The organism is Halomonas sp. HP20-15 (assembly GCF_033446685.1).
In the GTDB taxonomy this organism is placed as follows: Bacteria; Pseudomonadota; Gammaproteobacteria; order Pseudomonadales; family Halomonadaceae; genus Modicisalibacter.
This window is the reverse complement of record NZ_JAWQLY010000022.1, coordinates 14369-29501: the sequence shown is the minus strand read 5'-3', so window position 1 is coordinate 29501 and position 15133 is coordinate 14369. Positions and strand designations below refer to the sequence as shown.

Here is a 15133-nt window from a genome sequence, read left to right as displayed (position 1 = left end):
GTCAGGTCGACGTCGGTGTTGTCCGCCTTGACGCGGATCTTGACGTTGTAATCGATGACGCGTTTGACCGCGACGAGTACTTTCATGGCGTCCTCGCTAGATTGGAACCGGCCGGCATTTCGTGTCGACTCATGCAAGCGTTTGATAGGGTTGAAACCATCTTTCTAGTTTGCCACAGCTTATAAAGCCGCCCAAGCTGGCATCCGGCAGCCGCGCCCTGCGCTTGTCGCCAGTCACCGCTTTCATGCAGGAGAATATGACTAGCAGCAAACGTGAGTAGAAGCAAACGACCGTTTTAATTATAGTGGCAACAATCGCAATATTACCCAAAGACATGCCCGGTAGGCCAAACCTGACAGCCGAGCGCGAGCTCGATACGCATACCGGGCCGGCATCGCACAACGCCGATGTCGCTTGAGGAGGAGACGAGCCGTGGAACGCGAACACATGGATTTCGACGTGGTCATCGTTGGGGCCGGCCCCAGCGGCCTGTCCGCCGCCTGCCGCCTGATGCAGCAGGCCAACGAGGCCGAGCGCGAGCTCAGCGTCTGCGTGGTCGAGAAAGGCTCCGAGGTCGGCGCCCATATCCTTTCCGGGGCAATCTTCGAGACCCGTGCACTGGATGAGTTGTTTCCCGACTGGGCCGAGCGCGGCGCACCGTTGACCACGCCGACCACCCACGACGACGTCTACCTGCTCAAGGATGGCGAATCGGCGCAGAAGCTGCCCAACGCGCTGGTGCCCAAGAGCATGCACAACACCGGGGGCAGCTCGCCGAACTACGTGATCAGCGCCGGCAACCTGTGCCGTTGGCTGGGCGAACAGGCCGAGCAGCTCGGCGTCGAGATATTCCCCGGCTTCGCCGCACAGGAAGTGCTCTATGACGCCGACGGCGGCGTGCGCGGCATCATCACCGGCGACATGGGCGTGGCCGCCGATGGCAGCGAGAAGAGCGGCCACATGCCGGGCATGGAGCTGCGCGCCAAGTACACGCTGTTCTCGGAAGGTTCGCGCGGCCATCTCGGCAAGCGCCTGATCGAACGCTTCGACCTGGCCGCCGGCAAGGACCCGCAACACTACGGCATCGGTCTCAAGGAACTCTGGGACGTGCCCGCCGACAAACATCAGCCGGGCCTGGTGGTCCATGGTTCGGGCTGGCCGCTGCCCAAGGATACCCAGGGCGGTTTCTTCCTCTATCACGCCGAGAATCAGCAGGTCGTGGTGGGGTTGATCGTCGATCTGGCCTACGCCAATCCCTATCTCTCGCCGTTCGATGAATTCCAGCGCATGAAGCATCACCCGCTGCTCAGGCAGTACCTGGAAGGCGGCTCACGGGTCGCCTACGGCGCCCGGGCGATCACCAAGGGGGGGCTCAACTGCCTGCCCAGGATGTGCTTCCCCGGCGGGCTGTTGATCGGCTGCGATGCCGGCACGCTCAACTTCGCCAAGATCAAGGGCCTGCATACGGCGATGAAGTCGGGGTTGATCGCCGCCGAAACGGTCTTCGAGGCGATCGCCGGCGACGACGAGGGCGGCAACGAACTGAGCCGCTTCATGACCCGCTGGGAGCAGAGCTGGGCCTATGCCGAGCTCAAGGAAACAGCCAGCTTCGGCCCGGCGATTCACAAGTACGGCACCCTGCTCGGCGGCGCCTACAACTTCGCCGATCAGCTACTCGGGGGCAAGCTGCCCAAGGTGCACGACACCACGCCCGATCATGCCCGGCTCAGGACCCGCGAACAGGCCACGCCGATCGATTATCCCAAGCCCGACGGCAAATTGTCCTTCGACAAGCCCTCCTCGGTGTTCCTGTCGAATACCAATCACGAGGAGGACCAGCCCTGCCACCTGAAGCTCACCGATCCGGAGATTCCGATCCGCGACAACCTGCCGAAATTCGACGAACCGGCGCAGCGTTATTGCCCGGTGGGCGTTTATGAGGTGGTCGAGGACGAGACGGGCCAGCCGCGCTTCCAGATCAATTTCCAGAACTGCATCCACTGCAAGACCTGCGACATCAAGGACCCGGCGCAGAACATCACCTGGGTCGCCCCCGAAGGCGGTGGCGGACCCAACTACCCCAACATGTAAAGGAAAAGACCCCGCTGGTCAGGCGCGCTCGCCGGCCAGCCGCTCGAGCGGGGCGCGCTCGGCGATCAGGCGACGCCGCCCCGCCTGCTCGAAGCGCACTTCGAGCACCGGGCTGCGCGGGTCGCCCTCGACGACGACTACCTCGCCCGGGCCGAAGACCGCGTGACGCACCCGTTCGCCGACGACGAAGCCCATGCCTTGCCCTGACGCGGCATAATCCGCGCCAGGGCTGGCAACGCGTGCAGTCGGCTTGACGCTCAGCGCTGCCTCCGCGCCGATGCGCTGCAGGTAACGTTCGATCAGACTCGGGTCGCCCACCTCCAGCACGGCTTGTTCTTTCAGCAACGCCCCGCCCTGCTCCGCCAAGGTATCGCCGACGCGTTGGCAATCCCGCCAGGCGCATTCCATCAGAAAGCGACTGGGGCGATGCTCGCCGCCGTCATGGAGCATCAGCAACCGCTCCTGGGCGCGGGTCATCGCCACGTAGAACAGCCGGCGCTCCTCCTCCAGGCGCTCGTCGTCGATGGGGTTATCGCGGCTGTAGTGCGGAAAGTCCTCTTCGTTGAGCCCCCAGATCGCCACCAGCGGCCATTCGAGCCCCTTGGCGCCATGCACCGTGGTGATCAACACGCCGTCCTCGGCGCCCTCGACCCGGCGGTCGAGCAGTTCCAGGAAGGCATCCGGCGCCTGGGTCAGTTCCTCGGCCTGCTCGATCAGAATATCCAGCAGTCGCACATCCTCCTCGCCCTTCTCGCGCCGCGCCGCCGCCCGCTTGAGGACCTTCTCGGCGTCGAGGCGCTCGACCACGAGCTCCAGTAGCCGTGACGCCGGCATGTTACCCAAGCGCGGCAACTCGCAGAGCAACTCCCAGCGCTTTTTCAGGTTGCGCCGCTGGATCGGCTTGAGCTCGGCCAACAACGGGTCGTGTCGCTCCGGCCAGCGTTGACGCTCCGCGAGCTGCACGACCAGCGCCTGCAAGCGTTCGCGGGCGACGAACGGCGTGGGCTGGGAGAACAACAGCAGAAGGTGCTCGGGATCGTTGAGCAGGCGTGGTTGCCGAGCCAGTCGCAGATAGCCGGCCAAGGCCTGGACCAGCGGCAGACGGAACACGAAGCGATCGTCCCGCGACAGGCGAAACGGAATCCCGGCGCGCAGCAACTGCAACTGCACCGAGACCGACAAGGCCCAACTGCGCACCAGGACACAGCCGTCGGCGAGCGTACGCCCGTCACGCTGCCAGCCTTGCAGCGCCTCGACCAGCCTCGCGCCGCCCTGGCCCACGGTCAGCGAGGTGTGCGGATTGCCAGGCGCGGCCAGGCACAGTTGATCGGGCCGGCGACGGTTGGCCCGCACGGCGTGGTTGGCGGACAGCGCCAGGGCGTGGCCGTGGCGGAACGTGGTCGACAGCGGATAATCGGTGGCCTCGCCGAAGCTCGCGGTAAAGCGCTCGAGCATGTAATCCGGGCGCGCGCCGCGCCATTCGTAGATGCACTGGTTGGCGTCGCCGACCGCCATCACCGCCGCCCGGCTCCCGGCGAGCAGTGACAGCAGGCGCTGCTGAGCCAGATTGATGTCCTGATACTCGTCGATGATCACATGATCGAGAAAACCCTCGACCCGGGCGCGGGATTCGGCATCGTCTTCCAGGCAACGCAGCGGCCGGTACAGCAGGTCGGCGTAGGTCATGCCGCCATGCTGCTCGAGCAACGCCTCCATCTGTCGAAAGGCCTCGACGAAGTGGCCGGTATTCTCGCCCAGATCTAGACGCTCCCGGAGCAGCTCGGGCGCTTCGAGCTCGGCCTTGACCATCTCGCAGAAATGCCCCAGGGCTTCGATGCGCTCGGGGTCCAGTGCGGCTTCGCGGATCGAGGGGTCGACGCCCTCGAGCGAGCGCATGGCCGCCTGGCGCAATAGCCTCTCACGCTGCCAGTCGACGGCCAGCAGTTGGCGCGGCGCGAGTCGTCCCCAGCGTGTCAACGACTGCGTCAGGCGGTGACCGATGGAGTGGAAGGTACGGACTTCGGGCAACGCCTGGCCCGCAGGCGCCAGGGCCACCAGCTTGGCCGTGAAGTCCTCGCGTGCCGCGCGGTTGAACATCAGCACCAGCATGCGCCGCGCCGGCACGCCCGCAGCCAGCAGATGCAGTACCCGGGCGACCAGCGTGGTGGTCTTGCCGGCACCGGCCACCGCGGCGACCCGTGCATGGCCGCCCGCGTGCTCGACGACCGCGCGTTGCTCGTCGGTCAGCCTCACGGCGCCGCCTCGTCGAGCCAACCGAGCGGTTGCCAGACGCCCTTGCTGGTCAGCCCCAGGGCGACACCACCCGGCTGGCTGTGCTGTTCGGCCTGCTCGATCAAGCGATAATAGACGTTGCGATGAAGACGCGCGGCGAGTCCGAAACGGATCGCGACCTCGGGCACCGGTTCGCCACGCGGCGTCTCGCTGAGCACGAGACGATGATCGCCATCGAGCGTGACCCGGTCGCCAACGTTGGTGACCATCTGCCAGATCGGTGCCGCCGCTTCGGCCTCGACGTCCATGTCGGCATCGACGATCAGGAACGGCCGGTCCGCGACGCGAACGCGCCACTTCTCGACCGGTGTGACCAGGTAGTAACCGCCATCGGCTTCGCGGCGCAATATCGTCGACAGCAGACGCACCAGACGCGGCCGGCGGATCGGCTCGCCATCGTGCAGCCACACGCCGTCCGAGCGTATCAGCAGGTCCATGTCGCCGCTCAGCGCCGGTTGCCAGCGCTCCAGCGGCGGAATCGCCCCTTCACCATCGATGTGATTGAGCAGCGCATCCAGCGACATTGGCTACCTCCTCTCGGGCCGCTCAGCCATCGATCAACCGCGCATCGGCCAGCGTCTGGCGCACGTCCTCGGGCGCCTGGGGCACCGCGGCACGGAACAGCCGGTAGAAGTTGGCCGTGGTCTGCATGGCGACCTCGTCGACACTGATGCCCCGCTCGGCGGCGATGCATTCTGCAACCTCCACCACCCATTGGGGCTCGTTGGGTCGGCCGCGATGCGGCACCGGCGCCAGATAGGGGCTATCGGTCTCGATCAGTAGCCGGTCGAGCGGAATTCGGCGTGCCAATTCGCGCACCGCCTCGGCGTTGCGAAACGTCACGATGCCCGACAGCGAGATATAGAAGCCGTTGCGGACCGCCTCGCGGGCCATGTCGAGCTCCTCGGTGAAGCAGTGCAGTACGCCGCCCACCGCCGGGTCGGTATGGCGCTGGATCAGGGTCAGCGTGTCGTCGCGCGCCTCGCGGGTGTGCACGACGACCGGCAGCTCGAGCTCGCGGGCGGCGATCAGATGATTCTCGAAGCGCGTGCGTTGTGCCGCCTGGCTGACTTCCTGATAGTGGTAGTCGAGCCCGGTTTCGCCGATCGCAACCGCCTCGTGACGCTCGGCACATGCCTTGATCGCGGCCACATCGGGCTCGCTGTCGACCCGATGCAGTGGGTGAACGCCCGCGGCGATCGCCACGTCGGCGTGCTCGCGAGCCAGCGCCGCCAGCCCCGGGACGCCGTCAAGCGTCACCGCGATGGCCAGAAACTGGCGTACATTGCGTCCACGCGCGGCGTCCAGCGCGGCGTTCAAATCACCGTCGTGGGCGCCGAGGTCGAGGCGATCGAGGTGGCAGTGGGAATCGACGAACATGCAGCATTACTCGAAACGGGTGAAACGGAAAGCGTAGCGGGCAGCAGGCGTTCAGAGGGTATAGGTCGGCGTGCCCTTGTCGAGCATCCCGGCCAGATGGTTCTCGATGCGATCGCGCACGCGCTGATCGTCGGGGCTGAAGTGCACGCCGATACCCGGCACCCGGCGCCCGGACACGCCCGGCGGCGATATCCACACGACCTGGCCGGTGACCGGCAGGCGCTCGTTCTCGCCGGGCATGGTCAGCAACAGGTAGACGGTCTGGCCCAGCGTGTAACGGTCGCGGGTGGGCACGAACACACCGCCCCTTTCGAGCGTCGGCATGAAGGCCGATAGCAGGGTCGATCTGTCCTTGAAGGTCAGTGAAAGCGCTTTCTGTTCGGCCATCGTCTCGTGCCTCCCATGGCCCGTTGCGTCAGGAGCGCAACAGGGCGGACCAACGAACCAGCCAGGCTTCCAGCACCAGCTGCGGATTGGGGTTGCCGCCGGCAACCAGCAGTCGCTGCTGCTCGCGCGCGTAATCGAGCAGTCGAAACCAGTCGCGTACGCGGGCGTTCTTGACCGCCTGGCGATACAGCGGCAGCAGGTCGGCGTTGCGAACCTGAGCGGTATCGCCGGATAGCCCCAGGCGAATCAGGTCCTCCAACCAGGCGATACCGTACCACAGGATACGCTCGACGGCCTGGCGGTCGAGCCGCGCGGCTTCGGCGATCGGCTCGCCACCGCGCACCAACGAGTCGAACAGCTCCTGCAGGTCCTGGCGCAACCCGCGCGCCTCGCCCCCTGCCAGCTCGACGGCCAGCAGCGGCAGGCCACCGGCGACGCGCAGCCAGAAATCGCCATCCTGACCTTCGCCGAGCGCCTCATTGAGCCACTTAAGGCTCTGCCCGCGATCGGGAACGCCCAGCGCCCAGTGCTGGCAGCGCGAACGAATGGTCGCCAGCATGCGCGAGGGGATGTCGGCGAGCAGAATGAACAGAGTACGCTCGCCGGGCTCCTCGAGGCTCTTGAGCAGGGCGTTGGCGGCGGCCACGTTCATCGCCTCGGCGGGCTGCAGGACGATGACCCGTGCCCCACCCTGCTGGGCGGTCTGGGCGACGAAGGCGTTGACCTCGCGGATCGGGTCGATGCGGATCTGGCGGCGATTGTCGGCCGGGGCGATCCGCAGCAGATCGGGGTGGTAGCCCGAGGCCAGCATCCGGCAGCTGTGACATTCACCGCAGGCAAAGGCGCCCGGCCGGCGGCACAGCGTGCGCGCCACCAGCGCATCGGCGAGCTGCTGCTTGCCAACGCCATGCGGCCCGGACAACAGCAGCGCATGCGGCAGGCGACCGTCGTCCTGCGTATCGCACAGGCGCTGCCAGATGTCGGCATGCCAGGGCAACGGCGTCAGGTCCATAGCGCCAACCTTGCCATCAACCGCTGGCGTATGTCGGCCTGTACCGCCTCGAGCGGCCGCGCGGCATCGATGATCTCGAATCGCCCAGGCGCCGCCTCGGCACGCTCGCGATAGGCCTGGCGTACCGCATCGAAGAAGGCGCCGCGCTCACGCTCGAAGCGATCGGGGGCGTTGCCGCGCGCGACGACCCGCTCGCGGGCCGCCGTCACCGGCATGTCGAGCAGCAGCGTCAAATCCGGTTGCAGTGCGCCCTGCACCAACGCTTCAAGGTTGGCTATGCGCTGCCGATCGATGCCGCGGCCGCCGCCCTGGTAGGCGAAGGTCGCGTCGGTAAAGCGATCGCAGACCACCCAAGCGCCGCGCTCGAGCGCGGGTCGTATGAGCCGGGCGAGATGCTGGGCACGGGCGGCGAAGATCAGCAGCAACTCGGCGTCTTCGTCGAGCGGTTCCTGTTCGTCGGGGTTCAGCAGCAGCTCGCGTATCGCCTCGCCCCGCGGCGTACCGCCCGGCTCACGGGTCGCCACGACCTCGAGGCCTTGCGCGCGCAGCAACTCGCAGACCAGGCTGACATTGGTGCTCTTGCCGACCCCCTCGCCGCCTTCGAGGGTGATGAAGCGTCCGCGAGAATGCATGGCGCGCCCTTAGCGATTGAGAATGTAGCGCCGCACGGCGGCGTTGTGTTCATCGAGCGTCTTCGAGAAGTGATGGCTGCCATCGCCCTTGGCGACGAAATACAGCGTTCCCCCCTCGGCCGGATGCACCGCCGCCTCGAGCGCGGCGCGTCCGGGCATGGCGATCGGCGTCGGCGGCAGCCCCTCGATCAGGTAGGTATTGTAGGGCGTTTCGCGGCGCAGATCCGCTCGGGTGATATTGCCGTCGTAGTCGTCGCCCAACCCGTAGATTACCGTCGGATCGGTCTGCAAACGCATGCCCTTGGCCAGGCGTCGCGTGAAGACGCCGGCAATCTTGCGGCGTTCGCCATCGGCGCCGGTTTCGCGCTCGATCAACGAAGCCATGATCAGCGCCTGGTAGGGCGTCTCCAGCGGCAGTCCCTCGTCTCGCTGCGCCCAGACCGCTTCCAGGGTGTGCTGCATGCGCTGGTAGGCCTGAGCGAGGATCTCCAGGTCGCTGACCCCCTTGTGATAACGATAGGTGTCGGGAAAGAACCGGCCTTCCGGATGCTGGTCGGGATGACCCAATTCAGCCATCACCTCGGTATCGCTCAAGGCGGCGGCACGATGATCCAGCTTGGCGGCGGCAGCCAGTTCCTCGCGCATCTGCGCGAAGGTCCACCCTTCGGGAATGGTCAGCGAGTAGGTCACGATGTTGTCGCTGCCGAGCAGTGCGAGGGTCCCGCGCGCGCTCATGCCAGGCTCGAGCCGGAACTCGCCGGCTCGCAGCGGCGGCAGGCTCTGCGGGTCGACGCGCTTGAGCAGCCGCAATGCCCATGTTTCGGCGATGATGCCGCGTTCGGCCAGATCGTGAACCACCTGATTGAAGCTGGCCCCACGCGGCACCTCGTAGACCAGCGGCGCATCGATCGACAACGCTTGGTCGAGCTGGGCCTGCCAATAGCGAAACCCGGCGAACCCGGCCACCGTCAGCACAACGGCCAGAACCAGGATGATTTTCAGCAAGCGCATAGTGAATCCTTGTCGAGAACCTTGGCATGAACTTCGGCGATAGGGCCATTAGCTATAGGAGGGATAGCCGAGCAGCGCGTGGGCTTGCTGCTGAAAGGCACGCCAATCACTGGTGATGCTCCATCGCCCCAAGGGTTCGCCCGATGCGCTCTCCAGAGCGGTTACCGGCCACACGCCTTGAACCGAATTGCCCAGGCAGAGCCCTTCGACCGCCTCCAGCGTCGCCGACTCGAGCTCGACCTCGTCGATGTCGAGTCGTTCCAGCAGCGCGGCACGCAGCGTACCGGCCACGCCGCAACGCTCGAGAGGCGGTGTCTGCCAACGGCCGTCGCGCCGCCAGAAGACATTCATGCTGGTGGCTTCGATCAAGCGTCCGCTGGCGCTCGAGAGCAGACCTTCGGCGATCTCTGGAGACGACCATTCGCGCCGCGCCAACACGTTCTCGAGCCGATTGAGGTGTTTGATACCCGCCAGCGCCGGCTGTTCGGCAAGACGTAGCCGACAGTGGCGAACCGCCACTCCATGCTGCCAGCGCTCGCGGCGCGGCTCGAACGCGGACAACTGCCAGCGCAGGCGCGGTTCGGGCTCGGCCGGCGGTTGATAGCCGCGGCCGCCACTGCCCCGGGTGACGATCATCTTGAGCACCGCCAATCCCGAGCCGGCCGCGGCGGGCAGGGCTGCGAGCGATGCCTCGGCGGGAGCGTCCATGCCGAGCACCGCGCAACCGCGCTGCAGCCGCGCCAGATGGTAGTCCCACAGCAGTGGCTGGCCGTCACGCACCAGTACGGTCTCGAACAGACCGTCGCCGTAGGCCAGGCCGCGGTCGTCGAACGGCACTCCGGCGTCTTGGGGGCCCGCGTCAGACACGCGAGAAGATCAGCGACCCATTGGTTCCGCCGAAGCCGAACGAGTTGGACAGGGTGTTGTTGATCGGCATGTCGCGCGCGGTGTGCGGCACGTAATCGAGAATGCAGCCTTCCTGAGGATTGTCGAGATTGATGGTCGGCGGTGCCACCTGGTCACGCAGAGCGAGGATGCTGAACACCGCCTCGACGGCGCCCGCCGCCCCCAGCAAGTGGCCGATCATCGACTTCGTGGAACTGACCGCGACCTTGTTGGCCGCCTCGCCCATGACCCGCTCGACGGCGCGACTCTCGGCCAGGTCGCCAGTCGGCGTGGAAGTGCCGTGGGCGTTGATGTAATCGATCTGTGCCGGATCCATCTGGGCGTCGCGGATCGCGTTGGCCATCGCCTGCGCCGCGCCGCGCCCGTCTTCGGGCGGCGCCGTCATGTGGTGGGCATCATCGCTCATTCCGAACCCCTTGAGTTCGGCGTAGATGGTCGCGCCACGACGCTTGGCCTGCTCGTACTCCTCGAGCACCACGACCCCCGCGCCGTCGGAGAGCACGAAACCATCGCGATCGCGATCCCAAGGCCGGCTGGCCGCGGCGGGGTCGTCGTTGCGCGTGGACAGCGCGCGTGCCGCGGAAAAACCGCCCAGCCCCAACGGCGTGGTCGCCATCTCGGCGCCCCCGCAGACCATCACGTCGGCATCGCCATAGGCGATCGTGCGAGCGCCATAGCCGATGTTGTGGGTGCCCGTGGTACAGGCCGTGGTAATGGCGATATTGGGCCCCTGAAAACCGAACTTGATCGCCAGATTGCCGGAGATCATATTGATGATCGAGCCCGGCACGAAGAACGGTGAAATGCGCCGCGCGCCGCCCTTGCGCAGAGTGTCGTGGTTATGTTCGATCATCGGCAATCCCCCGATGCCCGAACCGATCGCCACACCGATGCGATGGGCATTTTCCTCGCGACATTCGACGCCGGCGTCGGCGACCGCCTGAGAAGCCGCCGCGATACCGTACTGGATGAACAGGTCCATCTTGCGCGCTTCCTTGGGATTCAAGTAAGGACTGATGTCGAAATCCTTGATCGATCCGCCGAAGCGCGTATTGAATCCGCTGGTGTCGAAATGCCCGATCGAGGCGATGCCGCTCTTGCCTGCCAGGATATTGCTCCAGCTCTCCTTGACGGTGTTACCGACCGGCGTCACCAGACCCAGTCCGGTCACCACGACCCTTCTACGAGGCATCAGCTCTCCTCCAGATGTCCATAATGGGCATGCCCGCTTTGTTACCTGCCAGCGCTGCGCGCCAGTATACCCGAAGGCCACCAGCTATGCCGCCCATAAACGCGAAAGCCGCTCTGTCTCCAGAACGGCTTTCTTCACGCGCAGGCGGTCGAAACCGCGCGTCACTCTCTCAGGTCGATATGCCTCATGCCGACCCGCTTACTGATGAGCAACGACGTAATCGATCGCTTCCTGCACCGTGGTGATCTTCTCGGCTTCCTCGTCGGGAATTTCGGTATCGAATTCCTCTTCGAGCGCCATCACCAGTTCGACAGTGTCCAGCGAGTCCGCACCGAGGTCCTCGGTGAAGGAGGACGAGTTCTGGATATCCTCTTCCTTGACGTTCAGGCGCTCGGCCACAACCTTCTTCACGCGCTCTTCGATGGTGCTCATTATGTCGTTACTCCTAGTGGTACATATCCGCCAGCTGGAAAACTGCCGGGTAGTTTATAGACGGCCCCTAATCGACGCAACCAAGGCATCGAAAGCGACCTCAACGCATGTTCATGCCGCCATTGACCTGCAATGTCTCGCCGGTAATGTAGCCGGCGGCATCGCTGGTCAGAAAGCCTACCGCGGCAGCGATCTCCTCGGGCTGACCCAAGCGAGACAACGGGATCTGCTCGAGCAATGCCTGATGCTGCGACTCGGGCAGCGACTCGGTCATGTCGGTAGCGATGAACCCCGGCGCCACGGCATTGACGGTGATCGCACGCGAAGCGACTTCGCGGGCAAGCGCCCGGGAGAAGCCCTCCATTCCCGCCTTGGCGGCAGCATAGTTGGTCTGCCCCAGGTTGCCCATGGTCGCCACCACGGAACTGATGCTGACGATGCGTCCGAAACGCGCCTTGGTCATGCCACGGATGCACGCTTTACTGACACGGTAGACCGACTTGAGATTGGTATCGAGCACCGAGTCCCATTCGTCCTCCTTCATACGCATCAATAGGTTATCACGCGTGATGCCAGCGTTGTTAACCAGGATGGTCGGTGCGCCGAACTCGTCACCGATCGCCTTGATCAGCGCATCGACACTCGCCTGATCGGTGACATCGAGACGCCGCCCGGCCCCCTCGACTCCCTGCTCGCGCAGATCCGCATCGATTCGCTCGGCGCCGGCATCGCTGGTCGCGGTACCGATCACGATTCGCCCCTGACGCCCCAGTTCCCGGGCGATGGCTCGGCCGATGCCGCGGCTGGCACCGGTGACCAGGGCGATTCTGCGTTCGCTCGTCATAGTCGTTCCTGAATCAGTCATTGACTTGCTGGCCCGCCGCCTCGCGAGCCAGCTCGAGAGCCGCGCTCAGGCTATCGGGATCGTTGACCGCCAACCCCTTGGCACCCTTGGCGACACGCTTGTTGAGCCCGGTCAGCACCTTGCCCGGGCCGCATTCGATGATCACTTCGGCACCCAGGTCGGTCATCGCCTCGACACAGGCGGTCCAGCGCACCGGCTGATAAAGCTGCTCGACCAACCGCGTGCGCAGGGTCTCGACATCGGCGTGGGCGTGGGCATCGACGTTCTGGATCACCGTGTAGCGCGGCGTCTTCAGCTCGACGTCGTTCATCGCCTCGGCGAGACGCTCGGCGGCCGGCTTCATCAGGGCGCAATGCGAGGGCACCGAAACCGGTAGCGGCAAGGCCCGCTTGGCGCCCGCCTCCTGGCATAGCGCCACCGCCCGGTCGACCGCCGTCTTGTGCCCGGCGATGACCACCTGCCCCGGAGCATTGTAGTTGACCGCCGCAACCACGGCGCCCTGAGCGGCATCGACGCAGGCCTGCTCGACCGCGGCGTCATCCAGCCCCAGGATCGCTGCCATCGCGCCCTCACCGGCCGGCACGGCCTTCTGCATGGCCTCACCGCGCAGGCGTACCAAGCGCACACCTTCGGCGAAGCTCAGCGCGCCGCCACAGACCATGGCGCTGTATTCGCCCAGACTATGCCCGGCCATGACTCGCGGACGCGGGCCTTCCAATTCCTGCCAGACTCGCCAAATCGCCACGCTCGAGGTGAGCAGCGCCGGCTGCGTGCAGGCCGTAGCATTGAGTGCCGCTTCGGGCCCCTCCTGCACCACGTGCCAGAGATCGTACCCCAAGGCCTCCGATGCCTCTTCGAAGGTCGTTCTTACCACGCTGTAACGTTCGGCCAGCTCTCTCAGCATGCCCAGATGCTGGGAGCCCTGCCCCGGGAATACGAGGGCCAGGGATTGAGTCATGGCATTCACCTTTGAGGGTTGTATTCATCGGGTGTCGAGCGGGCTGCCAACCCGCTATCCCCTGGACCGCACGCGGCCGACGGGATAGCGGACTGCTGCAGTTCACGCGCCAGTTGTGCTGGCAGATTCATGCGCACCTCCTGCGCGGCTCGCGACACGGCAAAGGCAAAGCCCTGGGCATTGGCGCGCCCATGGCTCTTGATCACGATTCCCGACAATCCCAACAGACTGGCCCCATTGTAGCGCACCGGATCGAGTTGACGCTTGACGCGCAACAGGGCCGGCCGGGCCAGAAGCGACACCAGACGGCTACCCCAATGGGCCGCAAACGTGGCCTGGAAACGATCGACGAGCATGCGCGCCAGCCCTTCGCTGGCCTTGAGCACGATATTGCCGACGAAACCATCGCACACCACGACATCGGCAGCGCCGGTGAACAAGGCATCCCCTTCGACGAAGCCGATATAGTTGAGCGACGGCATGGTGCGCAGCACGGCATCCGCCTCGCGCACGCTGTCCGGTCCCTTGGTCGCCTCGACGCCGACATTGAGCAGCGCCACCCGCGGGCGCTCGATGCCGTCGACGTGGCGAGCCATCACATCGCCCATGCGTGCGAAGTCGACGAGCCGGCGTGCCGGCGCTTCGACGTTGGCCCCCATGTCGATGATGTAACAGCGCCCGCCCTTGCCACTCGGGATCGCCGTGCTGATCGCCGGCCTGGGAATATCGCCAACCATGCCCAGCGCACGCCGTGCAAGCGCCATCAACGCACCGGTGTTGCCGGCGCTGACGCCGGCCACGGCGCGACCCGAGGCAACCGCCTCGAGCATCATCGCCAAGCTGGAATCGGCGCCGCCACGCAACGCCTGGGACACCTTGGTCGCCTGAGCGATCACCCCGGGGGCATGGCACAGCGTCAGGCGCTCCACCACCCCTTGAAAGCGTCGCGGCAGGCGTTCGATCGCCGCCTCGAGCTCAGCCTGGATACCGTAGATATCAACGCTGAGGCCGGGGTCGTCACGTAGCGCTTCGGCCGTCCCCAAAACAACAGCGCGGGGACCCAGATCCCCGCCCATTGCATCGATGGCGATACGCACGGCTACGTGTAATGTCGCCGGGACGCGCTACGTCTTAAACTTCGACGACTTGACGGCCGCGGTAGAAACCGTCGGGCGCGACGTGGTGACGACGGTGAGTCGTTCCGGTTTCCTTGTCCTGCGCCAGGGTCGGCGCGGTCAGGGCATCGTGGCTGCGACGCATGCCGCGCTTGGAACGAGTCTTGCGGTTCTTTTGAACTGCCATGGGGTAATACTCCAGAGCGTATCGAGGTTGATTCAGTGTTTGTCCTTCAACGTGCGCAGCACGTCGAAGGGGCTCGCGGGCGCCGATTCCGAAGTCTCGTTGGCGTCACCGCTGACCAGCTGGTCCCGCGAGACGGCGCAATGCGCCTCATCGTGGTAGACCACCTGCGGCAGACTGAGGATGATTTCGTCCTCGAGTACGGGCAGCAAGTTGAGCTGTTCGTCTTCCACCAGTACCGGCTCGTAATCGCCGGGCAATTTTGCCGCCAGCGCATCGCTGGTGACCATACCCAACAGCCAATGGCTGTCGATGGCCACCGGTATCGGCTCCAGGCAGCGACGACAGGCCAGCTGAACGTTGGCCTTGAGCCAGCCTTCGATGTAGCGTCGCCCCTGGGCATCGAGGCCGAACTGCAATGTCACTTCGCAGTCGCCCTGCTGAGCACCGGCCTCCTCGGCCAGGCGCGGCAGCGCCGCTAACGACACCAGCCCCTCGAGGCGTTGTCCGTTGGCTGCCAGCCGGTAGGGTTCGACCTGCGTGGGAAGTCTAGTGGTGATCATAGGCGCGCAATAATAGGGATTCCCCCGGTAGCTGTCAAAGCGCGCGTCGCGCTTATGTACAGCAGGCCGCACGACGCGGCAGACTAGCCTCTCAAGCCCGCCACGACAAGGAG

Annotated in this window: 16 protein-coding genes and 1 pseudogene; 1 reads left to right on the top strand and 16 read right to left on the bottom strand. The window is 65.5% G+C overall.

The features are described from left to right. Positions 1 to 86 (bottom strand): annotated as a pseudogene (locus tag R6258_RS18440) (electron transfer flavoprotein subunit beta/FixA family protein); the annotation flags it as partial. A 361-nt stretch (positions 87 to 447) separates the two neighbouring features. On the opposite strand from R6258_RS18440, the gene R6258_RS18435 reads away from it, so the two are divergent. Then, positions 448 to 2091, top strand: a complete 1644-nt coding sequence (locus R6258_RS18435; protein WP_318453367.1) for an electron transfer flavoprotein-ubiquinone oxidoreductase — start codon at positions 448 to 450, stop codon at positions 2089 to 2091. An 18-nt stretch (positions 2092 to 2109) separates the two neighbouring features. On the opposite strand, the gene R6258_RS18430 is transcribed toward R6258_RS18435, so the two are convergent. The 15 genes from R6258_RS18430 to R6258_RS18360 all read right to left on the bottom strand — a co-directional run bounded on the left by R6258_RS18430 (position 2110) and on the right by R6258_RS18360 (position 15020). After that, positions 2110 to 4344: an ATP-dependent helicase gene (locus R6258_RS18430; protein WP_318453365.1), complete on the bottom strand. Its 2235-nt coding sequence runs from the start codon at positions 4342 to 4344 to the stop codon at positions 2110 to 2112. Next, positions 4341 to 4907 carry a DUF1285 domain-containing protein gene (locus R6258_RS18425; protein ID WP_318453363.1) on the bottom strand — a complete coding sequence of 189 codons (567 nt, stop codon included), beginning with the start codon at positions 4905 to 4907 and terminating at the stop codon, positions 4341 to 4343. The genes R6258_RS18430 and R6258_RS18425 overlap by 4 nt, the downstream gene beginning before the upstream one ends. Before the next feature lie 22 nt (positions 4908 to 4929). Further along, positions 4930 to 5763: a TatD family hydrolase gene (locus R6258_RS18420; RefSeq protein WP_318453361.1), complete on the bottom strand. Its 834-nt coding sequence runs from the start codon at positions 5761 to 5763 to the stop codon at positions 4930 to 4932. Between the two features lie 51 nt (positions 5764 to 5814). Beyond that, positions 5815 to 6150, bottom strand: a complete 336-nt coding sequence (locus R6258_RS18415) for a PilZ domain-containing protein (protein WP_318453359.1) — start codon at positions 6148 to 6150, stop codon at positions 5815 to 5817. A gap of 28 nt (positions 6151 to 6178) precedes the next feature. Next, positions 6179 to 7162, bottom strand: a complete 984-nt coding sequence (locus R6258_RS18410) for a DNA polymerase III subunit delta' (RefSeq protein ID WP_318453358.1) — start codon at positions 7160 to 7162, stop codon at positions 6179 to 6181. Then, positions 7153 to 7794 (bottom strand): dTMP kinase, encoded by a 642-nt coding sequence (tmk, locus tag R6258_RS18405; protein WP_318453356.1) that lies wholly within the window; start codon positions 7792 to 7794, stop codon positions 7153 to 7155. The genes R6258_RS18410 and tmk overlap by 10 nt, the downstream gene beginning before the upstream one ends. 9 nt (positions 7795 to 7803) lie before the next feature. Beyond that, positions 7804 to 8805 (bottom strand): endolytic transglycosylase MltG, encoded by a 1002-nt coding sequence (mltG, locus tag R6258_RS18400; protein ID WP_318453354.1) that lies wholly within the window; start codon positions 8803 to 8805, stop codon positions 7804 to 7806. 48 nt (positions 8806 to 8853) lie between these two features. Further along, complete coding sequence (gene pabC, locus R6258_RS18395; protein ID WP_318453352.1) at positions 8854 to 9672, bottom strand: aminodeoxychorismate lyase; 819 nt, start codon at positions 9670 to 9672, stop codon at positions 8854 to 8856. Next, positions 9665 to 10903: a beta-ketoacyl-ACP synthase II gene (gene fabF / locus R6258_RS18390; protein ID WP_318453350.1), complete on the bottom strand. Its 1239-nt coding sequence runs from the start codon at positions 10901 to 10903 to the stop codon at positions 9665 to 9667. Before fabF ends, pabC begins: the two co-directional genes overlap by 8 nt. A 198-nt stretch (positions 10904 to 11101) precedes the next feature. After that, positions 11102 to 11335, bottom strand: a complete 234-nt coding sequence (acpP, locus tag R6258_RS18385; RefSeq protein ID WP_031383713.1) for an acyl carrier protein — start codon at positions 11333 to 11335, stop codon at positions 11102 to 11104. 100 nt (positions 11336 to 11435) lie between these two features. Next, a complete protein-coding gene (gene fabG, locus R6258_RS18380; protein ID WP_318453346.1) occupies positions 11436 to 12179 on the bottom strand; it encodes a 3-oxoacyl-ACP reductase FabG in 744 nt (247 codons plus the stop codon). Between the two features lie 13 nt (positions 12180 to 12192). Next, positions 12193 to 13158 (bottom strand): ACP S-malonyltransferase, encoded by a 966-nt coding sequence (gene fabD, locus R6258_RS18375; protein ID WP_318453344.1) that lies wholly within the window; start codon positions 13156 to 13158, stop codon positions 12193 to 12195. A gap of 5 nt (positions 13159 to 13163) precedes the next feature. Next, a complete protein-coding gene (plsX, locus tag R6258_RS18370; RefSeq protein WP_318453342.1) occupies positions 13164 to 14255 on the bottom strand; it encodes a phosphate acyltransferase PlsX in 1092 nt (363 codons plus the stop codon). 34 nt (positions 14256 to 14289) lie between these two features. Beyond that, positions 14290 to 14460: a 50S ribosomal protein L32 gene (gene rpmF, locus R6258_RS18365; protein ID WP_318453340.1), complete on the bottom strand. Its 171-nt coding sequence runs from the start codon at positions 14458 to 14460 to the stop codon at positions 14290 to 14292. A gap of 32 nt (positions 14461 to 14492) precedes the next feature. Continuing rightward, the gene (locus R6258_RS18360; protein WP_318453338.1) at positions 14493 to 15020 is read right to left on the bottom strand and encodes a YceD family protein; all 528 of its coding nucleotides are present in this window, start codon (positions 15018 to 15020) and stop codon (positions 14493 to 14495) included. Between the last annotated feature and the right edge of the window lie 113 nt (positions 15021 to 15133).